The following is a 20,676-nucleotide window of genomic DNA, read 5'->3' on the forward strand; positions in this document are numbered from 1 at the left end:
GCGGTGGCGTTCTTGCCGCTCACTCGCGATCGAGCCACGCGTCGAGCCCGACCCGAAACGCAACGCCCGCGATGACCGGCACGGTCAGCATCAGGATGATGCCGAAGTTCGGGATCTCGTCGCCGTACATGATCGGGTTGTACAGCACGACGCCCGACACGATCGTGAACATCACGACGCCAATGGCGACCATCAGGAGATTGCGCACGGACATGGACAGCGTCTTGCGCTTCGGCTTGTCCGTCGTGTCGTGAGCGCCGGGTGCTTCGTCGTGTTGGGCAGGCATGATGGTTCTCGTGGCAAAAAATGCGGCATCGGAAGCGGGTGCGGAGGGCACCGCGCCCGGCATCATACCCGCACCCGCGCGGCTGATGCAGATCGGGGCCGCGCCGTTGCGGTACTCATCCTTACCAACAATATATGCCATTCCAGGCCGCGATTTCAGGCGTCGGCAGTCGACCCCGCCGGAGGCGGCGAATCCGTGCGAGACGCCGATGCAAGCGCGCAACCGCTCAGGCCGAGCTCGTCGAGAATCGCGCTCATCAAGCCCGTGCGGCGCCATTGCAGCCACCTGATGTAGCACGTCTGCGACGGCGGAAACGTGCCGGGCAGCCGATGCCATTTCTCGTTGCGCGTGACGACCCACAGAATCGCGTCCAGGATCTCGCGCGGAGGACGCGCGGGCCGGCCCAGACGTTTCTTCGGGTCCTGCTTGAACAGATGACTGATGCGCGCCCACGCGTCATCGGAAAGAGGAAGATCTAGCATGCCGCGAACACCTGACTGACCGGTTTATGTCGATCTTACGGTTTGGGCGGTTCCTTCTAATTCCGGATTTACGCGGGGTTTGGCCCGCTGAACCGTGGATTGCTTCGCGTCCGATGACGCTAGCGTTGCTTTCCTGACCTTCATCATCGACGCGCCGGGGATTACCGCGACCACGTTGAAGGAGCTGACGCTGATCTCTTCGGCCCTAGGAGGCCGCCTCGGTGTGGTCGAGCCATTGCGCGAACTCGTGTCGCAACTGCGCGATATCGAGCGGCTTGCCGAGTAGCCGTGCACCCGGAATCGCCGCCCCGATCTCCGCGCTGCGACCGTAGCCCGACACCAGCAGCACGCGTATCTCCGGCTGCACTCGCCGCACCGCGCGCGCGAGTTCGTGGCCGGACATGCCGGGCAGCGTGAGGTCGGTCAACAGTACGTCGTAGCGCTGCGTGTTCGCGAGCGGCAACGCTGCTTCCGCGCTCGCGACCGCGGTGCAAGCGAGGCCTAACGCGCCGAGCAGTTCGCCGAGCGCCTCGCGCGATTCGGTGTCGTCCTCGACGAACAGCACGCGCGCGGCTTCGTGGGCCGCACGCGGCTGGATCGGCTTGTGCGGCTTTTTCTTCGGCTCTTTATTCGACGCTTTCCGCGGGCCCTTCGCAGTGGCGCACGGGTTGGCGCTTTCGTACGCGGCGGGCGGCACGCATGCGGCGATACGCGCTTCGCGCATCCCGGCCGCGTGGTCCGCGCGCGCGGCGCCCGCGCGTAGAACGTTACGCACCAGACGGGCAAGATCGTCGCGCCGGTACGGCTTCGACAGCAGCGTGATACCGGCGTCGAGCTTGCCGTGGTGGACGATTTCGTCGCGCGTATAGCCCGACGTGAACAGCGTAGGCAGCGGCGGCGTGCGCGCGGCCGCGCGTTGCGCGAGCTCGACGCTCTTCAGCTTGCCGGGTATCACGACGTCGGTGAACAGCAGATCGATCGGCACGTCGCTGTCGATGAATTCGAGCGCCGCGTCCCCGTTCGACGCGGTCAGCACCTTGTAGCCGAGCTGCGCGAGCATTTCGACCGCGGTCAGCCGCACGTCGGCATCGTCCTCGACGACGAGTATCGTTTCGCCGCCCCCGACCGATGCCGCGGTGCCATCGACGATCTCCGGCGTCTCCGCCTCGCAGCAGCGCGGAAAGAACAGCGACACCGTGGTGCCGTATCCCACTTCGCTTTCTATCGACACATGCCCGCCGCTTTGCCGCGCGAAGCCGAACACCATGGACAGGCCAAGGCCGGTGCCGTGGCCGTCGGGTTTGGTCGTGAAGAACGGCTCGAACACGCGTTGCAGCACTTCGGGCGGCATGCCCGAGCCGGTGTCGGCAACCGAGAACTCCACGTATTCGCCGGGCGACAACTCCGGCTTGCCGCGGCAGAACGCGGCGTCGAGCGTGCGGTTGGTCGCGCGCACGGTCAGCACGCCGTCGGCGCGCATCGCGTCGCGCGCATTGATCGCGAGATTGAGCAGCGCGTTTTCGAGCTGGTTGCGGTCGACCTGCACGTTCCACAGATCGTCGCTGAGCACCGTGTCGATCCGCACCGTTTCGCCGAGCGCGCGATGCAGCATCTCGCTCATGCCGGTCAGCAGGCGGCGCGGATTCAGCACGGTCGGCGACAGCGGCTGACGCCGCGCGAACGCGAGCAGATGCGCGGCGAGCTTCGCGCCGCGTTTGACGGCATCGGTCGCGGCGGATAGACGCCGCTGCGTGACCGGGTCGTCGTCGGCGTCGGCCGCGAGCATCTGCAGATTGCCGTTGATCACCTGCAGTACGTTGTTGAAGTCGTGCGCGACGCCGCCCGTCAGGCTGCCGATCGCTTCCATCTTCTGCGCCTGGCGCAGCTGTTCCTCGGCGAGCGCGCGCGCCGCGATCGAATCGGCGACGCGCTGCTCGAGCGTTTCGGTCAACTGAAGAAGCTGCTGTTCGGCGATCTTGCGCTCGTGAATGTCGATCAGCACGCCCGGAAAGCGCGTCGGTTCGCCGTGTTCATCGAACTGGCAGCGGCCGTTTGCCTGTACCCACATATAGCCGCCGTCAGGCCGCCGGATTCGGTACTCGGCGCGAAACGGCTCGCCGCTGCGGATCGCTTCGGCGGTCAGGCGGTCGTTGAGCGCCTGGTCGTCGGGGTGGATCATCTGCGTCATGGCATCGCGCGCGACGCCCTTCGACGCTTTGTCGCGCGCAAACAGAAAGGTCCGCGCGAAGCGTTCGTCGCCCGTGACCTCGCCGGTGCGCACGTCGAGCACCCAGGTGCCGAGCACCGCGCCGGTGTTCAGAGCGAGCTGCAGGCGTTCGTTGGTCTCGTGCAATTCGGTCTCGGCTTGCTGGCGCATCCGCTCGGTCAGCACGCGCCCGGTGGTCTCGACGACCATCGCGAGCACACCGGCCGGCGCGCCGCTGTCGCCCGCGACAGGGCTGTAGTACAGATCCATCCACACGTCTTCCGGCTTGCCGTCGCGCAGCAGCATGAGCGCCTTGTCGCGGTATGACAGCGTGCCGCCCGCGAGGCAGGTGAGCATCACGTGATGGTTGAAATCGGCGACTTCGGGCCAGCCGTCTTCGACCGGACGGCCGAGCAGATACGGATGCCGCCCGCCCGCGAAGACCGCATAGGCGTCGTTGTAGATCATGTAGCCGGGCTCGCCCCACAACAGCACGAGCGGCACCGGCGAGGCGAGCATCATCTGGACCGTCGAGGTCAGACTGCGCTGCCAGTTTTCGATCGCGCCGAGGGTGGTGGCGCGCCAGTCGAATTCGCTGATGCGTCGCGCCATCTCGCCGCGCCAGCCAGCGCAGCCGCAGTCTTGTGCCGGAAAAGGCATTCAGCGCTCCACGTGAAATCACGTCGAAAATGATTGGCTCTTGACCGAAGCTTCGAGGGTTCGCGCGCGTTGCGCAGCCTCGCGAACCCCAAATATTGTAGGGCACAACGCCTTATCGTTGATGCATCGCAGACGCTATTCGGGGTTTTGCCGGGTAAGCACCCGTGTCCGAAACCGTACCAATTTGGCACCTCGTTCGATGCGCGGGCAACATTTACCGCGAGGCGCATTTGCTGCGCGGCGAAAGCGGAAGAAGCGCCCGCATTTCAGGCGTGGCTCGATACCTTCGCGTAGGGCGTGGTCGTGCCCACGGTCAGGTGCGAATCGTACTGTCGTCCCCGATTCCTGCGCGAGCTTCGAACTTCAACGGAACGCACCGTACGATGGCGAAGGAAAACATCACACGATATCCACACCCCAAACCCGCCGTCGAGCTCGTGAGCAGCCACGAGGCCGGCTATCTCGAGCATGGCCGGCGCTATGCAATGGAGTGCGAACGAAAGTGAGGGCGGGGGCGACGAGGCTTGCGATTCATCGAATGCAAGCCGCGACCTCACCCAACGAGTGCGTCCGTCAGTTGGACAGCGACAGATACTGCGACGTCAACGGCACCGGCGGGAACGGCTGCAGGCCGGTCTGCTTGTTGAAGCTGTAGCGCACGTACACGGCCGCGAGCCACTCGCGATATTCATAGGCATTGCCGAGCGACGCGGTCGCCCCGACCGCGAGCTGCGGCGCGAGCTGATATTCACCGACGCCGCTGATCGAATACGACACGCCGGTCTTGCTCTGACCCGGGTAGACGGCGGTCAGACCGTTGCCGAGGGATTGCGCGGCGGCGGCCGCGTCGCCTTGCCGCGTCGAGCCGTCGTTCAGCGGGAAGTAGTTCGACGCATCCTCGCGATAATGCTGCACGCCGATCGACCCCTTCACGTCATATGTAAACAGGCCCGCGCGGCCCGACCATTCGACCGGCAGATTCAGGATCACGTACTGCTGCGGACTGAAGTAGCCGCCCTGGCCATAAGTGAAGTACGACAGATTGCGGTTGTAGCCCATGATCGTCGTGTTCACGCCGACCGTCAGCGTCTGGTCGGCGTCTTTCAGCAGACGCGTGTAGACACCGCCGCCACCCTTGATCGCGTTGTTGCCCGGCACGTTGGTGCCCATGTAGTGCTGATACGACGCGTTCACGTACAGGCCGCTCGTGCCGTCGTCCCAGCTGAGGCTGGCAAGCGCGCCGTTCGACGTGACGCCGCCCCATTCGAGGCCGGCGGCCGCATCGCGCGCGCCCGCGTACGACAGCAGGCTGTCCGTCACCGCGCGTCGCGCGACCGCGATCGAGTACGAGACCTTGTCGGTGACGCCGCCGTTGTATTGCGCGCCACCGACGATGTTGGTCTCGCGCAAGCCGATCGGCGTCACGCCGATATCGCCGCTGATGCTGCGACTGTCATAGCCGACGGACAGGCCCACACCGCTCGCGGTCTGGCTGCCGTAGTTGTTGGTGCCGTTCTGCGCCGCCGATTTCGACGACGCGGTCGAAAGCCCCGCGCCGAAGCGCGCGAGCGTCGACGTGCTGTTCGACGCGGTGCCTGCGTCGAGCGTGACCGGGGTCGCGGTCACGACCACGTGACCGTTGCCCGCCTTGATACGCCCCTGAATCGGCGCCTCGATGTCGGTGAGCGACGACAGTCCGTCCTCGCCGACTCGATTGCGGAAGATCAGGCCGCCCGACACGGTGCTCGACTGCTCGCGATTGACCTGCGCAAGCTCCTCGGCGACGCCGAGCGTCTGCGCGTTCGCGACGTTCGACTGCGGGTTGTTCTGCGCGTTGCTGCCGGGCGGGTAGTACGGTTGCGCGTAGCCGGCCGGCGGTTGCGGAATGTACGGCTGCTGCGCGTAGTAGCCCTGGTTCGGGTAAGGCTGCGGTTGATAGGGCTGTTGCGGCGGGTACGGCTGATACGGCTGCGCGTAGCCCTGCTGCTGCGGATACGGCGGCGGCTGCGCGTAGACCGGCGCGGGTTGGCTCGTTTTCGCCGTGCTCTTCTTGGCGCTCTTCTGCGTGCTCGTGCGTGTCGATCCGTACGGCAGCGCCGTCGTCGACGCGGCGTTGGCCTGCGCCTCGCGCGCGGCCGGCGACACAGGCCACGGTGTGGCCGCATAGCCGTCCTGCGCGCCGTAGGGCTGCTGCCCGTATGCCGGCTGTCCGTACGCCGGTTGCTGCGGATACGCTTGCTGCTGCGGGTAAGGCTGTGGCTGCGGATACGCTTGCTGCTGCGCATAGGGCTGCTGCTGCGTATAGCCCGCGTCGTACTGCTGCCGCGGCATCGGCTGCCCGGGCGCCTGACCTTGCCCCGGATAAGGCTGCAACGGCGCGCCCGACTGGCTCGATCCGTTGGATTCCTGTCCGTAGCCGCCGACCTCGGCGGCGGAGCGGGGCGCTCCGTACGGTGCGGCGACCGGCGCGGGCTGTGCGGCAGGCGCGTTATAAGGCGTCGCGGCGGGCGCTGTATAGGGCGCGACATACGGCGCGGGCTGAAGGGGCGGCGGATAGTTCGGCACGGTCTGCGTCGGCGAGGAAGACTGCGTATTCAGGAACGGAAGCGCGGGACGCGCGGCATTGTCGGCGACGCCCGAAGGGACGATCGCCGTTTTGCCTTCGAACGGATTGGTGCCCGGCAGCGGCGTCGCGCCGATCTGGCTCATCGCCGCTTCCCAGCCGCGCGGCACGTTGGTGCCTGCGTTGCGGGGCGCGTTCGCCGCCAGCGGCGTATTGGCCGCGACCAGCGAGCGTTGCAGATAGGTCGACGCGAGCGACAGCTTGCCTTGGGCGCGATACATGCGCCCCACGGTCGCGAGCACGCCCGGGTCGTTGGGCGCGAGGGCGAGCGCCTGGTTCGCGAGCGTTTCGGCGTAGCTGAACTGCTTCGCGCCGGCCGCAGCAGAGATCGCCGCCTGCAGCAGATTCAGATCGTCGGGGCGGCGCTGCAGCGCGACACGGAAGCTCGTGAGCGCGTTGCGGTCGTCCCCCGCGCTCGCATACATGCGGCCGAGCGCGGCTTGCAGGTCGGGGTTGTCGGGCATCGCGGCGAGCCACGGCGCGATCACGTCGTAGGCGCTCGCGAGATCGCCGCGCAGGCGTACCGCGTCGGCTTGTCGGATGACGATGCCGAGATTCAGGTTGTTGAAGTCAGTGCGCTGCTGCGGCGTCAGTTGCATGCCTTGCAACTGGCGCATCACGGCGCCGAGCTCGGCCTGCTGGTTGGCCGCGGACAGAATGCTCGCGTATTGCAGCATCAGATCGGTGTTGCCGGGCGCCGCGCTCATCGCGCCGCGCACGAGTGCGAGCGCGCGGGTCGGATCGCCGGCCTGCTGGTACGCGCCGGCGATCACGCCGATCAGCTCGGGGTTGTTGCCGGCCACCGGCTCGGCGGCGCGCAACGTCGCGATGGCCTGCTGCGTCTGGCCGTTCTTCGCCATGCGCGTCGCGAGGTCGGCCTGCCGATGCACCCACAGCCGATGCTGCAACGTCGTCATCGCATCGGTGCGCTGCGCGGGCGCAATACGGTCGAGCTGCGCGAGACCGGTCGACCAGTCCTGCGTTTCCGCCGACAGCAGCGCGCTCGCGTACAGCGCATCGGTCATGTCCGGATGCGTGGCGAGCAGACCGTCCATCATGCTGCGCGCATTCGCGACCGCGCCCTGGCGCACGTAGATGCGCGCGAGGTCGAGCCGCAGCCACGGATCGTCGGGCTTGTTCAGCAGCGCGTCTTCGAACAGGCTGCGCGCGCTGCCGAGATCGCCGCGCGCTTCGGCCGCGCGCGCCTGCGCTGCCTGCGCGTCGCCGCGCAAACGGTCGATGCCGCCGACCTTCGCCTGTTGCTGCGCGTTCAGCTGATTGGCGAACTGCAGCGCCTCGTCGGCACGGCCCTGCGCGGCGAGCGCACCGACGAGGCCGCGAATCGCGTCCGGGTTGTCGGCCTGGCGGCGCAGTGCCATCCGGTATGCCTGCTCGGCGCCGGCCGGGTCGCCGGTCGTGAGCAGCATTTCACCGAGCTGCACCTGGGCGGTCACGTCGGACGGATTCAGCGCGATCGCGCGCTCGAACAGTGCCTTCGCCTTCGCGAACTCGCCATTGCTGCGCGCGCCAATCGCTTCGCTGGTGTAGGTCCAGTAGGTCGCGCTGTCGAGCGCGGTTTTCCAGCGCGCCGGATTCGGTCCGCGCGAGGCACGCTCGAGGTAGTTGCGCGCCTCGGCGAAACGCTCCTGCTTCAGCGCGGCGATGCCCATGCCGCCGAGCGCGTCGGTATCGTTAGGACTGTTCGCGAGTACCGACGAGAACCTGGCGCGCGCGCTCACGATGTCGTCGCGGTCGAGCGCGGCGAAGCCGTCGGCGATCACGCGGCCGCGCGCGTCGGCGGCGGCGTTTTCCTGCGCGCGGGCGCGCGCCGCGCTGCCCTGCTGCACCATCGATTCGAAGCGCGCCTTCACGGCGGCATCTTCGCCGGCGGTCTGGAAGTACGACTCGTACAGCGCGGCGTCCGAGGGCCGCGCGTCGAGCCACAGCAGCGCCTGGCGCCAGCTCTTTTTCGCCGCCGCACCGACCGAGGTGTCGCCGGCGAGCTTTTGCAGCCGCGCGATACCGTCGCGCCGCGTGACGTCGCGATAGGTCAGATGCTGCGCGTACGCGAGTGCGAAACGCGGGTCGTTGGGGTTGTCGTGGGCGAGCTGTTCGAGGCCGCGGCGTGCTTCGTCCCAGCCCTGCGGCGTCGCCGACAGCGCCTGGTAATACTCGAGCTGCAACTGGGGCGTGGCGGGCTTGCCGGCCAGCGCGCGCTGATACTCCTGCGCCGCGCTCGCGCTCTGACCGGCTTGCGCGAGCCGTCGCGCCTCGCTGATGGTCTGGTCGCGCGGGCTCGTTTCGCCAAGGCGGCGGCCGAGCTCATCGAGATTCGGATAATTCGGCGCGACCGCCTTCAGCCGCGCGAGGTACTGCTGCGCGCCGGCGCCGTCCTTGCGGTCGGCCAGCACCATGCCCATGCCGAACAGGGCGTCGGGCTGCTTCGGATCGATGCTGAGCACCTTCTGCCAGGCCTGCTCGGCGAGGTCGCCGCGCTGATGCGACTGCCAGTACTTGCCCTGATCGATCAGCACGGTCAGCGGATCTTTGCTCGCCTGCGCGAGCGCATCGGGGGCGGCCGCGGCCGCGCACAAGACCGCGCCGACGGACAGCGCGATATGCAGCGCGATATGCAGCGACCCGGCGAGGGCGTTCAATCGCATGCGGTCCTCCAGGCGGGCACGAGACCGCCGGCTTCATCGAAGCGATAGCGGCCATCGATGAACCCCGTGCCGAACAGACCCAACACACGATCGTAGTACACCGGTTCACGGCCCGGAACGTTCGCGTCGAGCGCGGCGAGCCGCGTGCGCGCGAGGCCGAGTCCGTGCTCGTCGCCCAGCGTCTTGAAGTATGGCGCGAGCGCGCCCCAATAGCTGAGCGGGCCTTCGCCGCTCGACGCGCCGCTGGTCGACGACACCTTCTCCGGCGGGAAGCCGTTCTGCGCGACCTTCGCGCGCATGCCGCCGAGCGCGCCGAGCCACGGCTTCGCGAGCGGATCGGCGGGCGAAGCGAGGCCGGCCCACAGATAGACGCGGATCGCATCGTAGCTGCCGACGTCGCCGTTCTTCGGATCGACGACGAACCGACCGTTCTGCCACGCCGCCCAGTCAGGCGCGAAGCCTTGCGGCGACACGGTTTTGACGAACTGGTAAGCGTTGTCGGCGAGCTTGGCCCACGGGCCGTCCGGCACCTCGTGCGCGAGCGCGCGCAACACCGGCAGCGGCAGATAGCTCGGATTCAGACGCGTGACGTTGCCGTTCCTGAAGCCCTGCGCCCCCGGCAGCAGCATCGGCCCGAGGCCAGATAGATTCGCGACTTCGTCGCGCGCGATGCGCTCGGCGAGTGCCTGGCCCAGTTGCGTGTAGGCGGGGTTGTGCCACAGGCGGCCGGCCTGCAGCAGATCGTAGGCGATCCACAGGTCGGAATCCGATGCCGAATTCGGATCGAGCACGCCGTACGAGCCGTCCGGCTTCTTGCCCCATTGCCATGCGGGCAGCCGCAGGTTCTGGGCGTCGAACTGGTTGCCCGCGAGATTCGCGCGGGTCCAGCCGAGCAGCTTGTCGAAGGTCGCGCGGTCGTTGGCGACCAGCGCGAAAAAGAGCGCGTAGGACTGGCCTTCCGAGGTGGTCTGCTGGGCCGGCGTCGAGTAATCGATCACGCGGCCGTCGGCCTGGACGAAGCGTTGCACGAAGCTTTGCCAGGCGACCCAGTCGCCGCATGCAGCGCCGTTCTGCGCGGCCTGAGCGGCGCCGCTCAAACCCGCCAGACTGGCCGACGCCGTCATGCCGATACCGAGCGCCAGCGCAAAAGTGGTTCTTCTGTCGATCCGAAACCGCATACGAGTCATAGCCGTTCCATTAGGGTCTGTTTACATATGGAACGCACGTGCGTTGCCGCGAGAAGGGCCGCTCGCAAGGACTGCGACGCCGCGAATACTCGACGTATTCGCAAGGAGCATGACGCAGCGAGCGGCCCTTCTCGCGGCAACCCCATTGCCTGGATTTCATTTCAGGGGAATGCCCGCTATCGGCCGCATGGCGGCGTCGCGCGTCGCTCACGTGGCGCGGCCACGCAGCGCTCCTTACTCCTTGCCCTGCGGCCGATAGCGGGTATTCGCACGTGCGTTCCATATGTAAACAGACCCTAGTCCTTCAGTCGACGCGCGGCGATCGCGCGAAGGGTCCGGTAGCACAAGGCCGCGATGATCAGCGCGGCGAGCACGCCGCCGAGCAACAGCAGCAGCGGATGCGACGACAGTGCCCAGCGCAGATACTCCTGCGGCGACAGACGGCCCACGTAGTATGCGGTGCCGTTCGACGTGATGGTGACGGCGCGGCCATGGATCACGGCCATCGCGCCTTGAATCTTCGGCAGCACGTCGGCGTCGAGCAGCGCGGCGGACAGATCGGCATCCGACGGGCCGGCCGCGCTGATCAGCGCAACCGCGCTGCGGCCTCGCTGCAGCGGCGACTCGAAGCCGGTTAGCAGCGCCGCGCCGTTCGAGCTGACCATCGTCAGATCGGCACGCGCGGGCGTGCGCTCGACGCCGCGCTCGCCGTGCCACCAGTCCCGCAGCTTGAACACCAGGTCGGTGAGCTGGAACGTGTGCGCGGCGCCGTCGCTGGAGAACGGCATCGACTTCGACCAGCGCTGCAACAGCGGCTGCTTGCCAGGCGCGCCGAACACCAGCAGGTCCTTGTCGGCGAGGCGGTCGACGTCGGCCGCATGAGCGACGGTCACGCCGGAGACCGGATAGCCGGTCGATTCGCCCATCCGGCCCATCGTCAGCAGATACAGGCTGTAGTCGCTCGCGTCCGGGTCGTCCGGCAGCACGACGGCGGTCTCGGAGAGGTCCGCCATCCGCGTGAACGGAAAGCCGCTGTTGGCGAACGCGGCCAGATCGGGCAGCGCCATGTAGTGCGGGAACGACGACAGGTCGATCGTCGAGTTCGGATCGATCGCGCCGACCACGTTCTGCAGCAGGCGGCCCGCGCATTCGCCGGTGTTCGGGATGTCGTAGTAGAAGTGCAGCCGCAGCTGTGTGCGCGGCGTCATCAGCAGCGGCGGGATGCGGATGTTGCGGCGCGCGTCGGCGGTGCCGTCGGGCATGATGAGGTTGAAGTAGCGGCTCAGGTCGAACACCGACGCAGGGCGCGCCGGAATCGGCAGCGCCTGCACGAAGCCGTTGTTCACGCCGATGTTCAGCGACGAGCGGTCGCGCGCCGGCCGCACCGTGTAGCGGTAGCGCAGATCGATCGGCACGCCGCGCGTGTGCCACATGAACAGATCGGGCGGCACCCGCATGTTGATGCGCACCGCGTCGGCGTCGTAGCCGAACACGGTCAGGTCTTTCGGATCGGCTAGCTCGCCGAAGCGCACCGCGCGGTCGGTCGGCAGCCAGTTCGGCGCGTCGTACGGCACGCGCGGCGTAATTTCGTTCAGCGACGTGATCGTGGCGCTCGCGCCGGACAGCGCGCTATGGCCGATCCCGAGCGACCTCGCGGCGGTCTTCAGCTCGGCCTCGTTGCGGCCGAGCACGAGCAGCAGCTTGCCGCGCGCGTTCGCGTCGCGCTCGACCACCGCGATGGTCGGCCCGGTGATCTCGGGAATCGTCACGCCGGCCGGATGCTGGTCGCTGGTCGCGAACACGACCGCGTTGCCCGACAGCGGCGCGTTGTCGAGCTGGGTGGGAAACACCGCGCCGCGGTAGCCGGCGAGCGAGCCGAACCACGACGCGACGATGCCGGCGGCTTCGAGCGTGCCGTTGCCCGGCTTCTGCGCGAGCACGAACGGCAGCTCGAGGCGGCGCACGTCGCGGCGGTCGAAGAACGGCTGCGGCAGCGCGGCCAGCTCCGCTTTCGTCGCGAGCGACGAGTAGGTCAGGTCGAGCGAGCTCGCGTTGCTGATCGTCGCCCACAGCGATGAGTTCGCGGGGTCTTCGCAGGCCGTCGTGTAGTGGCCGATCAGCTGCAGGTTCAGGTGGTTGAAGTCGGTGATGAAGCGCGGATCGATCGTGATCTCGCGCGCGACCAGCATGCCGGCCTGCTCGTGCGGCAGCGGCAGGGTCGCCGCGACTTCGCCGTTGACCAGCACCTTCAGCTGCGACAGGTTCGCCAACAGCGCGGGCGAATAGCTGTAGATCAGATGCAGCGTCGCGCCGGTCACGACCTCGTCGCCGCGCACCGAGAACGCGATGCCGTTCTGTCCGTCGACGCCGCGCAATTGCAGCGGGTCGAGCGCGCCGAAGTCGGCGAACGTCAGCGTCTGGCGGCGGCCTCCGGGCACCAGCGTGCCGGGCTCGGCGGTGGCCGGCGTGCGCATGCCGAGCGCCTTCACCGACGCCGCCGCGAGCGCGGGCGTCGGCGTGGCGAGCTGGCCCTGGGCGATCGCGTTCGGATCGAACGGCACCGCCGCGCTCGGCGCGGGCACGTTGCCGACACCGGTCGCGACTTGCGGGGTTTGCGGCGCGCCGGCGGGTGCCGCCGCGTCCGACGCCGGTTTGGCCGCGGCGGCGGCAGGGGTGGCCGCTTCAGCGAGCGGCACGAACGACGCCAGCGCGGTCTGCAGCGCGAGCCAGCAGGCGACGCCGCGCATGATTCGCCGCGAGTGTCGCAAGCCGTGACAAGCAAACAGGCGCGATTGGGGTCCAGTGCTGTTGCGCCCGTGTGCCGGGCGTTCGATATTGTCCTTGGCCATCCGGTAGCCCATAGATCAGTCTTTCGTTTTTAGCTTCTTGACGTCCGCGGGACGGCTTTTGATCGAACTGCGCAAGTCGTCGTACAGATGTTCGAACAGCCCCGCGATGCCGCGCACGCCGACCTTCAGCACGTGCGACAGACCGCGCAGCGGTGTGTCCGTCTCGCGTCCCTCGGCCCAGCCGGTCCACGCGTCCGCGCGGGCGAAGGTGGTTTTGACGAACTCGTACTCCTGTTCGTGCGACATCGACGAAAAGCGCAGCCCCACGCGGCCCGGCTCGGTAAAACTGACGGTGGCGGGGAACGCGTACTCTTCGTCGCCGCGGAACAGCGACACGGTCACGCGCTCCTGCATCGGCACTTCGATGGTGCTGGGCAGCGCGACGCCGACGCCGCCTTCCGAGTAGTCGATCGTTTCGCACGCGAGCGTGCGGCCGGTCGAGAACTTCAGCATCACCGGCATCTTCATCGCGACGCGCGGCACCGCGCGGATCTGGCGGCGCTCGCTCGCGGCGGCCACGCTCGCGCCGAGGATCAGCATGTTGTAGCTGGTCCACGCGAGATTGAGCAGTGTGGTCTCGACGATGCTGCGCACGTGCCAGTTCATGTAGATGTGCACCAGACCCGCGAGGAAGCCGAGCAGGTTCAGCAGCAGCAGGAACAGATACGGCCGCGAGATCGACCAGTCGAAGTAGCTCTTCTCGATCACGCCGCCCTTGGCCGTCACGTTGAACTTGCCGAGCTTCGGGTTGATCAGCGCGAGCAGCGTCGGCGCGGTGATGTACGACGCCAGCACCGACTCGTACACCTCGGCCCAGAACGAATGGCGGAACAGGCGCTGCATCCGCGAGTTCGTGATGCTCGCGTGCATCATGTGCGGCAGCGCGTAGATCGCGATCGTGCTGGCCGCCGCCTCGATCACATGCGCGCCGAAGAACAGATACGACAGCGGCGCGGTCAGGAACACGAGACGCGGCACGCCGTAGAAGAAGTGCATCATCGCGTTCAGGTAACACAGCCGCTGGCCGATCTTCAGCCCCTTGCCGGTGAGCGGATTGTCGATGCGGAAGATCTGCGTCATGCCGCGCGCCCAGCGGATGCGCTGGCCGATGTGGCCCGACAGGCTTTCGGTCGCGAGGCCGGCGGCCTGCGGAATCGCCAGATACGCGGTGGTGTAGCCGAGGCGGTGCAGCTTCAGCGCGGTGTGTGCGTCCTCGGTGACGGTCTCCACCGCGATGCCGCCGATCTCGTCGACCATGCTCCGGCGCAGCAGCGCGCACGAGCCGCAGAAGAACGTCGCGTTCCACAGATCGTTGCCGTCCTGCACGAGGCCGTAGAACAGCTCGCCTTCGTTCGGCACCTTGCGGAAAGTGCCGAGGTTGCGCTCGAACGGGTCGGCGGAGAAGAAGTGGTGCGGCGTTTGCAGCATCGACAGCAGCTTGTCGCGCAGGAACCAGCCGAGGCCGATCTGCAGGAACGAGCGGGTCGGGATGTGATCGCAGTCGAAGATCGCGAGGTACTCGCCGCTCGTGATCTTCAGCGCCTCGTTGATGTTGCCGGCCTTCGCGTGGCGATTGTGCGTGCGGATCGTCCAGTTCACGCCGACTTCCTCGCAGAACGCCTTGAACTCGGCGCGGCGGCCGTCGTCGAGCACGTGGATCGACATCTTGTCGGCCGGGTAGTCGAGCGCGAGCGCCGCGTAGACGGTCGGCTTCACGACGGCGAGCGGCTCGTTGTAGGTCGGGATGAACACGTCGACGGTCGGCCATTCGTCGCGATTGGCGGGCAGCGGCATTGGCTTGCGCTTGAGCGGCCACGCGGTCTGGAAGTAGCCGAGCATCAGCACGATCGTCGCGTAGAGCTCGGCGGACACGAGCAGCAGACCCCAGGTGGCGTCGAGCGGATGCTCCCAGTACGTCGTTTCGGTCAGCCGCCAGTACATGTAGCGGCCCGATGCGACGATCGACAGCATGATCATCACCATCGTCGCGTAGCGGCCGGGCCGACGGCGAAACAGCAGCGCGAGCACGAAGCACAGGGTCGCGAAGGTCAGCTGCTGATAGAACTCGAGCGGCACCGTGAACACGAAGTACAGCATGTACAGCGCGAGCATCGTGACGAGCCCGGTGACGATGCGGCTGTTCCAGAAGCTTGCGTCGATGAAGCGTTGGAACCGCGACGGCTCGCCGCCCTCGGGCTCGCGCGAGGAGGCTGGACTGCTCATGCGACGTTCCTTGGCCGGGCGGCGATCGCGTCGAGCGCCGCCATGAGCCAGGCGGCGCATGCGCGGAAATCGGCGGCGGCCTGGCTCAGCGGATCGTAATGGATCAGTGTGGTGTCGCAGGCGAGCGCTTCGCTGACGCCTTCGTCGAGATGGATCACGCCGGGGAACACCTTGCCGGCGAGCATCTGACGCAGCACCTTCAGCACGTCCTTGGTCAACTGGCGGGATTGGTCGATCTGGTTGATCACGTAGCCGACGCCGCCGAAGTCCGCGCGCGGCGCCGCATAGGTTTCGATCAGCCGCTCCATCTGCGGGATCGCCGCGTACGACGCGGCGTCGGCGAGCACGATGTTCAACGCGAAGGTGGCCGCGCTCAGCGCGGTTCGCACGTAGGTCGACGAGCCGGGCGGCGTATCGACGATCACGATGTCGGACGCATCGAGCCGCAGGTGCTGCAGCGTCTGCGCGAGCCATTGCGGGTGCTGGTCGATATGCGCCTCGAGGCGGCGGCGGTCGTCCTCCAGCAGCGCGCCGTACGGCAGCACGGTCACGCCGTCGATACCGTCGAACATCACCGTTTGCCACGGGTTGCCCGAGAGAGTCGCGCGCGACAGGCCGTCGATGCTGTCGAGCGGCACGCCGAAGTGCAGCCGCAGGGCGTTCTGCGGATCGAGATCGAGTGCAATCACACGCCGGCCGCTGTTGGCGAGCACGGAGGCGAGATTGGCGGCGAGGGTGGTCTTGCCGACGCCCCCTTTGGCGGACACCACGGCAATGACTTTCATGAGCGACGCGGACCGTCGGTGAGCCACGAGGCGAAGCCGCCGCGCGCGGTGCCGGCGGGTGCTTGCGCGCCTTGGGCGGACGTGCCGCGCAGACGGTCGAACACCGAGTTCAGCGACGCGGGCTGGGGCGCGGGCTGGGGCGCGGGCGCGGCCGCTTGCGGCGGCGCGCTCGGGGTTTGCGCTGCAAACATCTTGCCGAGGATCGACGGCGGTTGGGCCGGTTGCGCGGGTTGGGCCGTATAGGTCGGTTGCGGCGCTGGTGGCTGTGGCATCGACGATGCCGGTGCCGTGCTCGCGCTGCCATAAGCGGGCGCGGCGGGCGCGGCGGGCGCGGCGGGGCGTGTCCTGCCTGGCGCGACAGGCGCAATCGTTTGCGCGGCCGCCTCGTCGAGTTCGTCGGCCGTGCGAAAGCGTGACGCGCCGCTCGGCGCCGCGGGCTGGGCTGCGGCCACAGGTACCGGTGGAATGTCACGCCGGTGCGGGCGCGTGAACAGCGGTGCCTTCGCGCGCGTCACGGATGCCATGTCCTTCGGTGTCGTGTCCTCGTGGACGGCGGCCCGTGGCGCCACGCTTATCGGCGGCTGTGGTTTTGCGTCGCGAAGCTGGCCGATTGCCGGAATGGCCGGTTGCGTCAGATCGAGCGTCACGAGCAGCGGCCAACGAGTGCGCGCGGTGCGCGCGTCGTTCTCGCGGCCGATCTCCTGGTACGCGTTGGCGTCGCCGCCAAATTGCTCGAACAGTTTTTCGATGTCGCTCGATGAACTCATGATGCCGTCGTCTGTTACATACCGTGCATGGCCCCAAACCGACTGCTCGGGGTGCTGTTTATTTGAACTGCCTTCCTTGATTCTGCATGGCGGCTGTATCGCCGTCGCACGCTCGTTCGCACGTGCGCGTGCAGCGCCCGCTGGTGCTCATGCGGGGTGACGGCCGAGGCGGAATTCGAGCGAGCTGTCCTCGCCGAACGCGCTCGTCTGCACGACCGACAAACCCTGCGCGCCCAACGCGCTCAACCACGTCTGATAGGCGCCCTCGAGAAATGCCGGCGTCCAGGCGAGCGCCGATTCGCCGAAGGCGGGCAGCGGCGCGCAATAGTGAATGATGCGCAGCGACTCCGCCTCATCGGCGAGCGCGACGTAACCCCAATCCATCTGATGCCAGTAAGAATTCAACACCTGCTCGAGCTCGGCCGTCGATGCGCAGGCGGGCAGCGGATACGCGAGCGCGAAACGGCTGCCTACGCGATGCATCAGCTGGCGCAGCTCGTCGTGTCCGATTTGCGCTTCGAACTCGCTCGCCAGCGCGCTCAGCATGCCGCGCCATTGCGGCGAGATTTGGCGTTCGAGCAGATAGTTGAGGATTGGGACCATGTTTTCCGGAAGTGGTCGCGGCCCGTTGCGCATTGCGAACGTGACAGCCATTGAGCATCGGAGTCGTTCGGCAATCGGGCGCCGATTACGTCATTTCTGCCGGGTTGTCTAGGGTGCCCGGCACACATCATGAGAAGTCTACTTAAGACACAGGCTTTTAGCCACTTTCCATTGCTCGGCTTATATGTTAATAAAGGCGCACTCGATACACATGAATTGCGTAATTTTTGCTGCTTAAAAGAAATCGAAAGGTTAATCTTCGCCTGGCGCGCGAAAAGGCTTGCGGAACCATAGGTGTATTAGCCGGCAATCCGACCTGTTTTGAGCTTGAGTCTTTTAATCATGCATTCGGCGGATGGTGAGTCGCGCGAAAGATCGGCGCGGCGTTCGATTCCAATAATTTGCAATGCTCAATCCACTCACTATTCTGCTGGTCACGATTCCTGGCGGACGCAATGGCGATGGCCGTGCGGTGTCAACTACTGGATCGCCGCCAACGCGCTCGCGGCCGTGGCCCGCTTATGTGGGGCTGCTGTTCGTGCTGGTCGGCATGGTCTACTGGACCTTCGTCGCGCCGAACTTCAATGCGCGCGTCGCGCTGGTGTCCGCCCATCACGCGAGCCTCTATGAGGTGCTCGGGCTGCTGATGCTGACCGGAACTCGGCCAACCGGCCGCGCTACAGCTTCTACTTTCTCGCGACAGCGGCGCTGCTGCTGTGCCTCGGCCACACGATGCGCGGCGCCATGTACGGCTCGCGCAGATGATGGCGCGCGCCGACCGTGCGTTGTACGCGGCGAAAGCCGCGGGGCGCGATCGGGTGATGGCGGCGTAGCGCGGCCCGGCCGGTGACCCGATCGCCGGATCGCAAAGTGGAAACGCAGCGCGACTTTCAAGCACGCAGGCGCCGAATTTATACGTCGCGTTACGTTAGCCATAAATGTTTATCGAACGTTTGCCGATAACTATTGGCGGAGTGACCGGAAACCCTGATCAGCCATCTATGTCTGCCATCCCGACGCAGCACCTCCCCGAGCCAAGCATGCGTGAGCGCTTTCACCGGCGCTCGCTCGACCATCAGCGGCCGCTTTCCCTCGTGACGATGGGCTTCACGGTGGTTGCGTTCCTGTGCATGGTAACGGCGCGCGAACTGGTCGGCGCACCGGCCGGGCCGCTCGCGTACCGGCTGCTGTGCGCGCTCCTGCTCGCGCTGCTGGTGCTGGCGATCCCGCGCGCGAAGTCGACGGCGCTGTTCGGCGCGATCGGCGTCGCGTACGAACTGGTGCTGATCGCCGGGCTCGTGCTGAACGCGAAGGGCCTCGCGTATCCGTTGCCGTGGCTATTGCCCGCATTCGTGGTGATACCGATCTGCGCGGCGCCGCTATGGCTCACGCCCGCGCATTTCGTCACCGGCAGCGTGGTCTTCTACGCGGCGGCCATCGCGCTGCTGCGCGGCAAAGCTCATGCGCCCGAGGTCGAGGCGGCCGTGTGGACGTGGGTCATCGCGATCGGCGCGCCGACGGCGGCGGTATTCCATTTCGGCTTCTACCGTTTCCGGCGCAATCACTTTCTGCTCGAGAGCCAGCTCGCGCAACTCGCGGCGACCGATCCGCTGACCGGCCTGCAAAATCGTCGCTCGTTCGTCAAGCACGCGGAGGGACGCCTCGAGACGCTGGCGCCAGGGGCGCAGATCAGCGCGATCTTTCTCGACATCGACAGCTTCAAGTCGCTCAACGACCGCTTCGGTCATGCGGTCGGCGACCATGCGCTGTTCCAGGTCGCGCAGGTGCTGAAGGACGCGGTTGCGCTCTACCAAAGCGTGAGCCGCATCGGCGGCGAGGAATTCGCGCTGCTGCTCGACGATGATCTCACCGGCGCGCTGCAGCTCGCCGAGCGGCTGCGCCTCGACATCGCCGCGATCGAACGGCCGGACGGCCATCTGACCGCGAGCTTCGGCGTCGCCGAGCATCGGCGCGGCGAAAGCTTCATGATGCTGCTCGATCGCGCGGACGAAGCGTTGCTGCGCGCGAAGCAGACGGGGCGCAACCGTGTCTGCGCGGAGCGCGCGCTGCCGTTCGACGCGCTGCAGTCACCGTTCGGCGACCCGAGCGCCGACGCGGCGCGTTACCGCTGGGAAGACTTCTATCTGATCTCGCACTTTCAGCCGCTCTACAGCCTGTCGCATCAGAAGCAGGTCGGCTTCGAAGCGCTGCTGCGCGGAGAGCATGGCGACGGCACGCTGGTGCCGCCGGTCGTGATGTTCGCGCCGAAGCCGTCGAGCGACGAAGGCGCGCTCGACCGCGCGAGCCACGCGGTGCATCTCGGCAACGCGCGTCGCGCGCTGCCCGGCGACGCGTGGCTGTTCCTGAACATCCTGCCGTCCACCTTCGTCGCCGAAGGCTACGCCGACCAGTTGACGAAGATCGTGCGCGTCGCGGGGCTCGAACCCGAGCGCGTGATTCTGGAGATTCTCGAATCGCATGGCGGCAGCGTCGACGAGATGTCGCGCGCGGCGGCGCGCTATCGCCAGCACGGCTTCCTGATCGCAGTCGACGACTTCGGCGCGGGCCAGTCGAATCTCGACCGGCTGCTGCGGATCCGGCCGGACCTCGTCAAGCTCGACGGCGAGCTGATTCGCGCGACCACGTACGGCACGCAGCAGCCGATCCTGCCGAAACTCGTGTCGCTGCTGCACCAGGCGGGGATGCTGGTGGTCGTCGAAGGCGTCGAGACGGCCGACGAGCTGATTCTCGCGGTCGAGTCGAATGTCGATTTCGCGCAGGGCTATCTGCTAGGGCGGCCCGCGGCAGAGATCGCGCCGCCCGAGTCGGTGCATCGCCAGATCGACGATGCGTTCGACGTGATCGCGCAGGGCCGTGCGCATCAGCATGCGTTGTTCGAATCGGAAATGGAGCCGTACCGGCTCGAACTGCGGCGCGCGGCCGACGGCTTGCGCGCCGGCGCCATGATGGACGACGCGTTCGCGCTGCTCGCCACCTTCAAGCGTTGCATCAGCTGTTTCATCCTCGACGACACCGGCCGCCAGATCGGTCACGAGGTGCGTGGGCCGGCGTGGTGCGAGGACGCGGCGTCGCTGCAGCCGGTCGCGAATCCGCGCGATGCGCGCTGGGATCATCGGCCGTACTTCCGCAATGCGGTGCTGCTGCCCGGCGAGGCGGTCACCAGTAATCCTTATCTGTCGCTCGCGAGCGGGCGGCCGTGCATCGCAGTGACACTTGCCGTGCAGATGGCGAGCGGGCGCTGTGTGATGGGGGTCGAGCTGGATTGGTCGGCGCGAGGCTTGCCTTGGCCGGCGGGCGAGTAGGGGAAGTGAAAGGCTTTCG

Annotated in this window: 11 protein-coding genes; 1 reads left to right on the plus strand and 10 read right to left on the minus strand. The window is 67.1% G+C overall.

Annotated features, from left to right (window positions below):
* Positions 1-19: 19 nt before the first annotated feature.
* From OKW30_RS28780 to bcsD, 10 genes are all read right to left on the minus strand, one after another.
* Positions 20-286, minus strand: coding sequence for a hypothetical protein (locus tag OKW30_RS28780; RefSeq protein ID WP_184036397.1), 267 nt, complete (start codon positions 284-286; stop codon positions 20-22).
* Between the two features lie 155 nt (positions 287-441).
* Positions 442-768 (minus strand): transposase, encoded by a 327-nt coding sequence (locus OKW30_RS28785; protein ID WP_429348269.1) that lies wholly within the window; start codon positions 766-768, stop codon positions 442-444.
* A 205-nt stretch (positions 769-973) separates the two neighbouring features.
* Positions 974-3,634, minus strand: coding sequence for a response regulator (locus OKW30_RS28790; protein ID WP_429348270.1), 2,661 nt, complete (start codon positions 3,632-3,634; stop codon positions 974-976).
* Between the two features lie 573 nt (positions 3,635-4,207).
* Positions 4,208-8,920, minus strand: a complete 4,713-nt coding sequence (locus OKW30_RS28795; RefSeq protein WP_429348271.1) for a cellulose synthase subunit BcsC-related outer membrane protein — start codon at positions 8,918-8,920, stop codon at positions 4,208-4,210.
* On the minus strand, positions 8,911-10,098 hold the full coding sequence (gene bcsZ / locus OKW30_RS28800; protein WP_429349185.1) for a cellulose synthase complex periplasmic endoglucanase BcsZ: 1,188 nt from the start codon (positions 10,096-10,098) through the stop codon (positions 8,911-8,913). Before bcsZ ends, OKW30_RS28795 begins: the two co-directional genes overlap by 10 nt.
* A gap of 305 nt (positions 10,099-10,403) precedes the next feature.
* Positions 10,404-12,968: a cellulose biosynthesis cyclic di-GMP-binding regulatory protein BcsB gene (bcsB, locus tag OKW30_RS28805; protein WP_429348272.1), complete on the minus strand. Its 2,565-nt coding sequence runs from the start codon at positions 12,966-12,968 to the stop codon at positions 10,404-10,406.
* Positions 12,969-12,971: 3 nt separating this feature from the next.
* Positions 12,972-15,179, minus strand: coding sequence for a UDP-forming cellulose synthase catalytic subunit (bcsA, locus tag OKW30_RS28810; RefSeq protein ID WP_187629126.1), 2,208 nt, complete (start codon positions 15,177-15,179; stop codon positions 12,972-12,974).
* On the minus strand, positions 15,176-15,964 hold the full coding sequence (gene bcsQ, locus OKW30_RS28815) for a cellulose biosynthesis protein BcsQ (RefSeq protein WP_429348273.1): 789 nt from the start codon (positions 15,962-15,964) through the stop codon (positions 15,176-15,178). Before bcsQ ends, bcsA begins: the two co-directional genes overlap by 4 nt.
* On the minus strand, positions 15,961-16,731 hold the full coding sequence (gene bcsP, locus OKW30_RS28820; protein WP_429348274.1) for a cellulose biosynthesis protein BcsP: 771 nt from the start codon (positions 16,729-16,731) through the stop codon (positions 15,961-15,963). Before bcsP ends, bcsQ begins: the two co-directional genes overlap by 4 nt.
* Before the next feature lie 147 nt (positions 16,732-16,878).
* Positions 16,879-17,334 carry a cellulose biosynthesis protein BcsD gene (gene bcsD / locus OKW30_RS28825; RefSeq protein WP_090806351.1) on the minus strand — a complete coding sequence of 152 codons (456 nt, stop codon included), beginning with the start codon at positions 17,332-17,334 and terminating at the stop codon, positions 16,879-16,881.
* A gap of 1,001 nt (positions 17,335-18,335) precedes the next feature.
* On the opposite strand from bcsD, the gene OKW30_RS28830 reads away from it, so the two are divergent.
* Complete coding sequence (locus OKW30_RS28830; protein ID WP_429348275.1) at positions 18,336-20,657, plus strand: EAL domain-containing protein; 2,322 nt, start codon at positions 18,336-18,338, stop codon at positions 20,655-20,657.
* Positions 20,658-20,676 lie beyond the last annotated feature (19 nt).

The sequence above is a fragment of the Paraburkholderia sp. Clong3 genome (assembly GCF_050436485.1).
GTDB classification, from domain to species: domain Bacteria; phylum Pseudomonadota; class Gammaproteobacteria; order Burkholderiales; family Burkholderiaceae; genus Paraburkholderia; species Paraburkholderia tuberum.

Coding starts and splice junctions, on each gene's coding strand:
- bcsP (WP_429348274.1), bottom strand. CDS start 16,731: ATGAGTTCATCGAGCGACATCGAAAAACTGTTCGAGCAATTTGGCGGC.
- OKW30_RS28785 (WP_429348269.1), bottom strand. CDS start 768: ATGCTAGATCTTCCTCTTTCCGATGACGCGTGGGCGCGCATCAGTCAT.
- OKW30_RS28795 (WP_429348271.1), bottom strand. CDS start 8,920: ATGCGATTGAACGCCCTCGCCGGGTCGCTGCATATCGCGCTGCATATC.
- OKW30_RS28780 (WP_184036397.1), bottom strand. CDS start 286: ATGCCTGCCCAACACGACGAAGCACCCGGCGCTCACGACACGACGGAC.
- bcsA (WP_187629126.1), bottom strand. CDS start 15,179: ATGAGCAGTCCAGCCTCCTCGCGCGAGCCCGAGGGCGGCGAGCCGTCG.
- bcsD (WP_090806351.1), bottom strand. CDS start 17,334: ATGGTCCCAATCCTCAACTATCTGCTCGAACGCCAAATCTCGCCGCAA.
- OKW30_RS28790 (WP_429348270.1), bottom strand. CDS start 3,634: ATGCCTTTTCCGGCACAAGACTGCGGCTGCGCTGGCTGGCGCGGCGAG.
- OKW30_RS28830 (WP_429348275.1), top strand. CDS start 18,336: ATGTCTGCCATCCCGACGCAGCACCTCCCCGAGCCAAGCATGCGTGAG.
- bcsZ (WP_429349185.1), bottom strand. CDS start 10,098: ATGCGGTTTCGGATCGACAGAAGAACCACTTTTGCGCTGGCGCTCGGT.
- bcsB (WP_429348272.1), bottom strand. CDS start 12,968: ATGGGCTACCGGATGGCCAAGGACAATATCGAACGCCCGGCACACGGG.
- bcsQ (WP_429348273.1), bottom strand. CDS start 15,964: ATGAAAGTCATTGCCGTGGTGTCCGCCAAAGGGGGCGTCGGCAAGACC.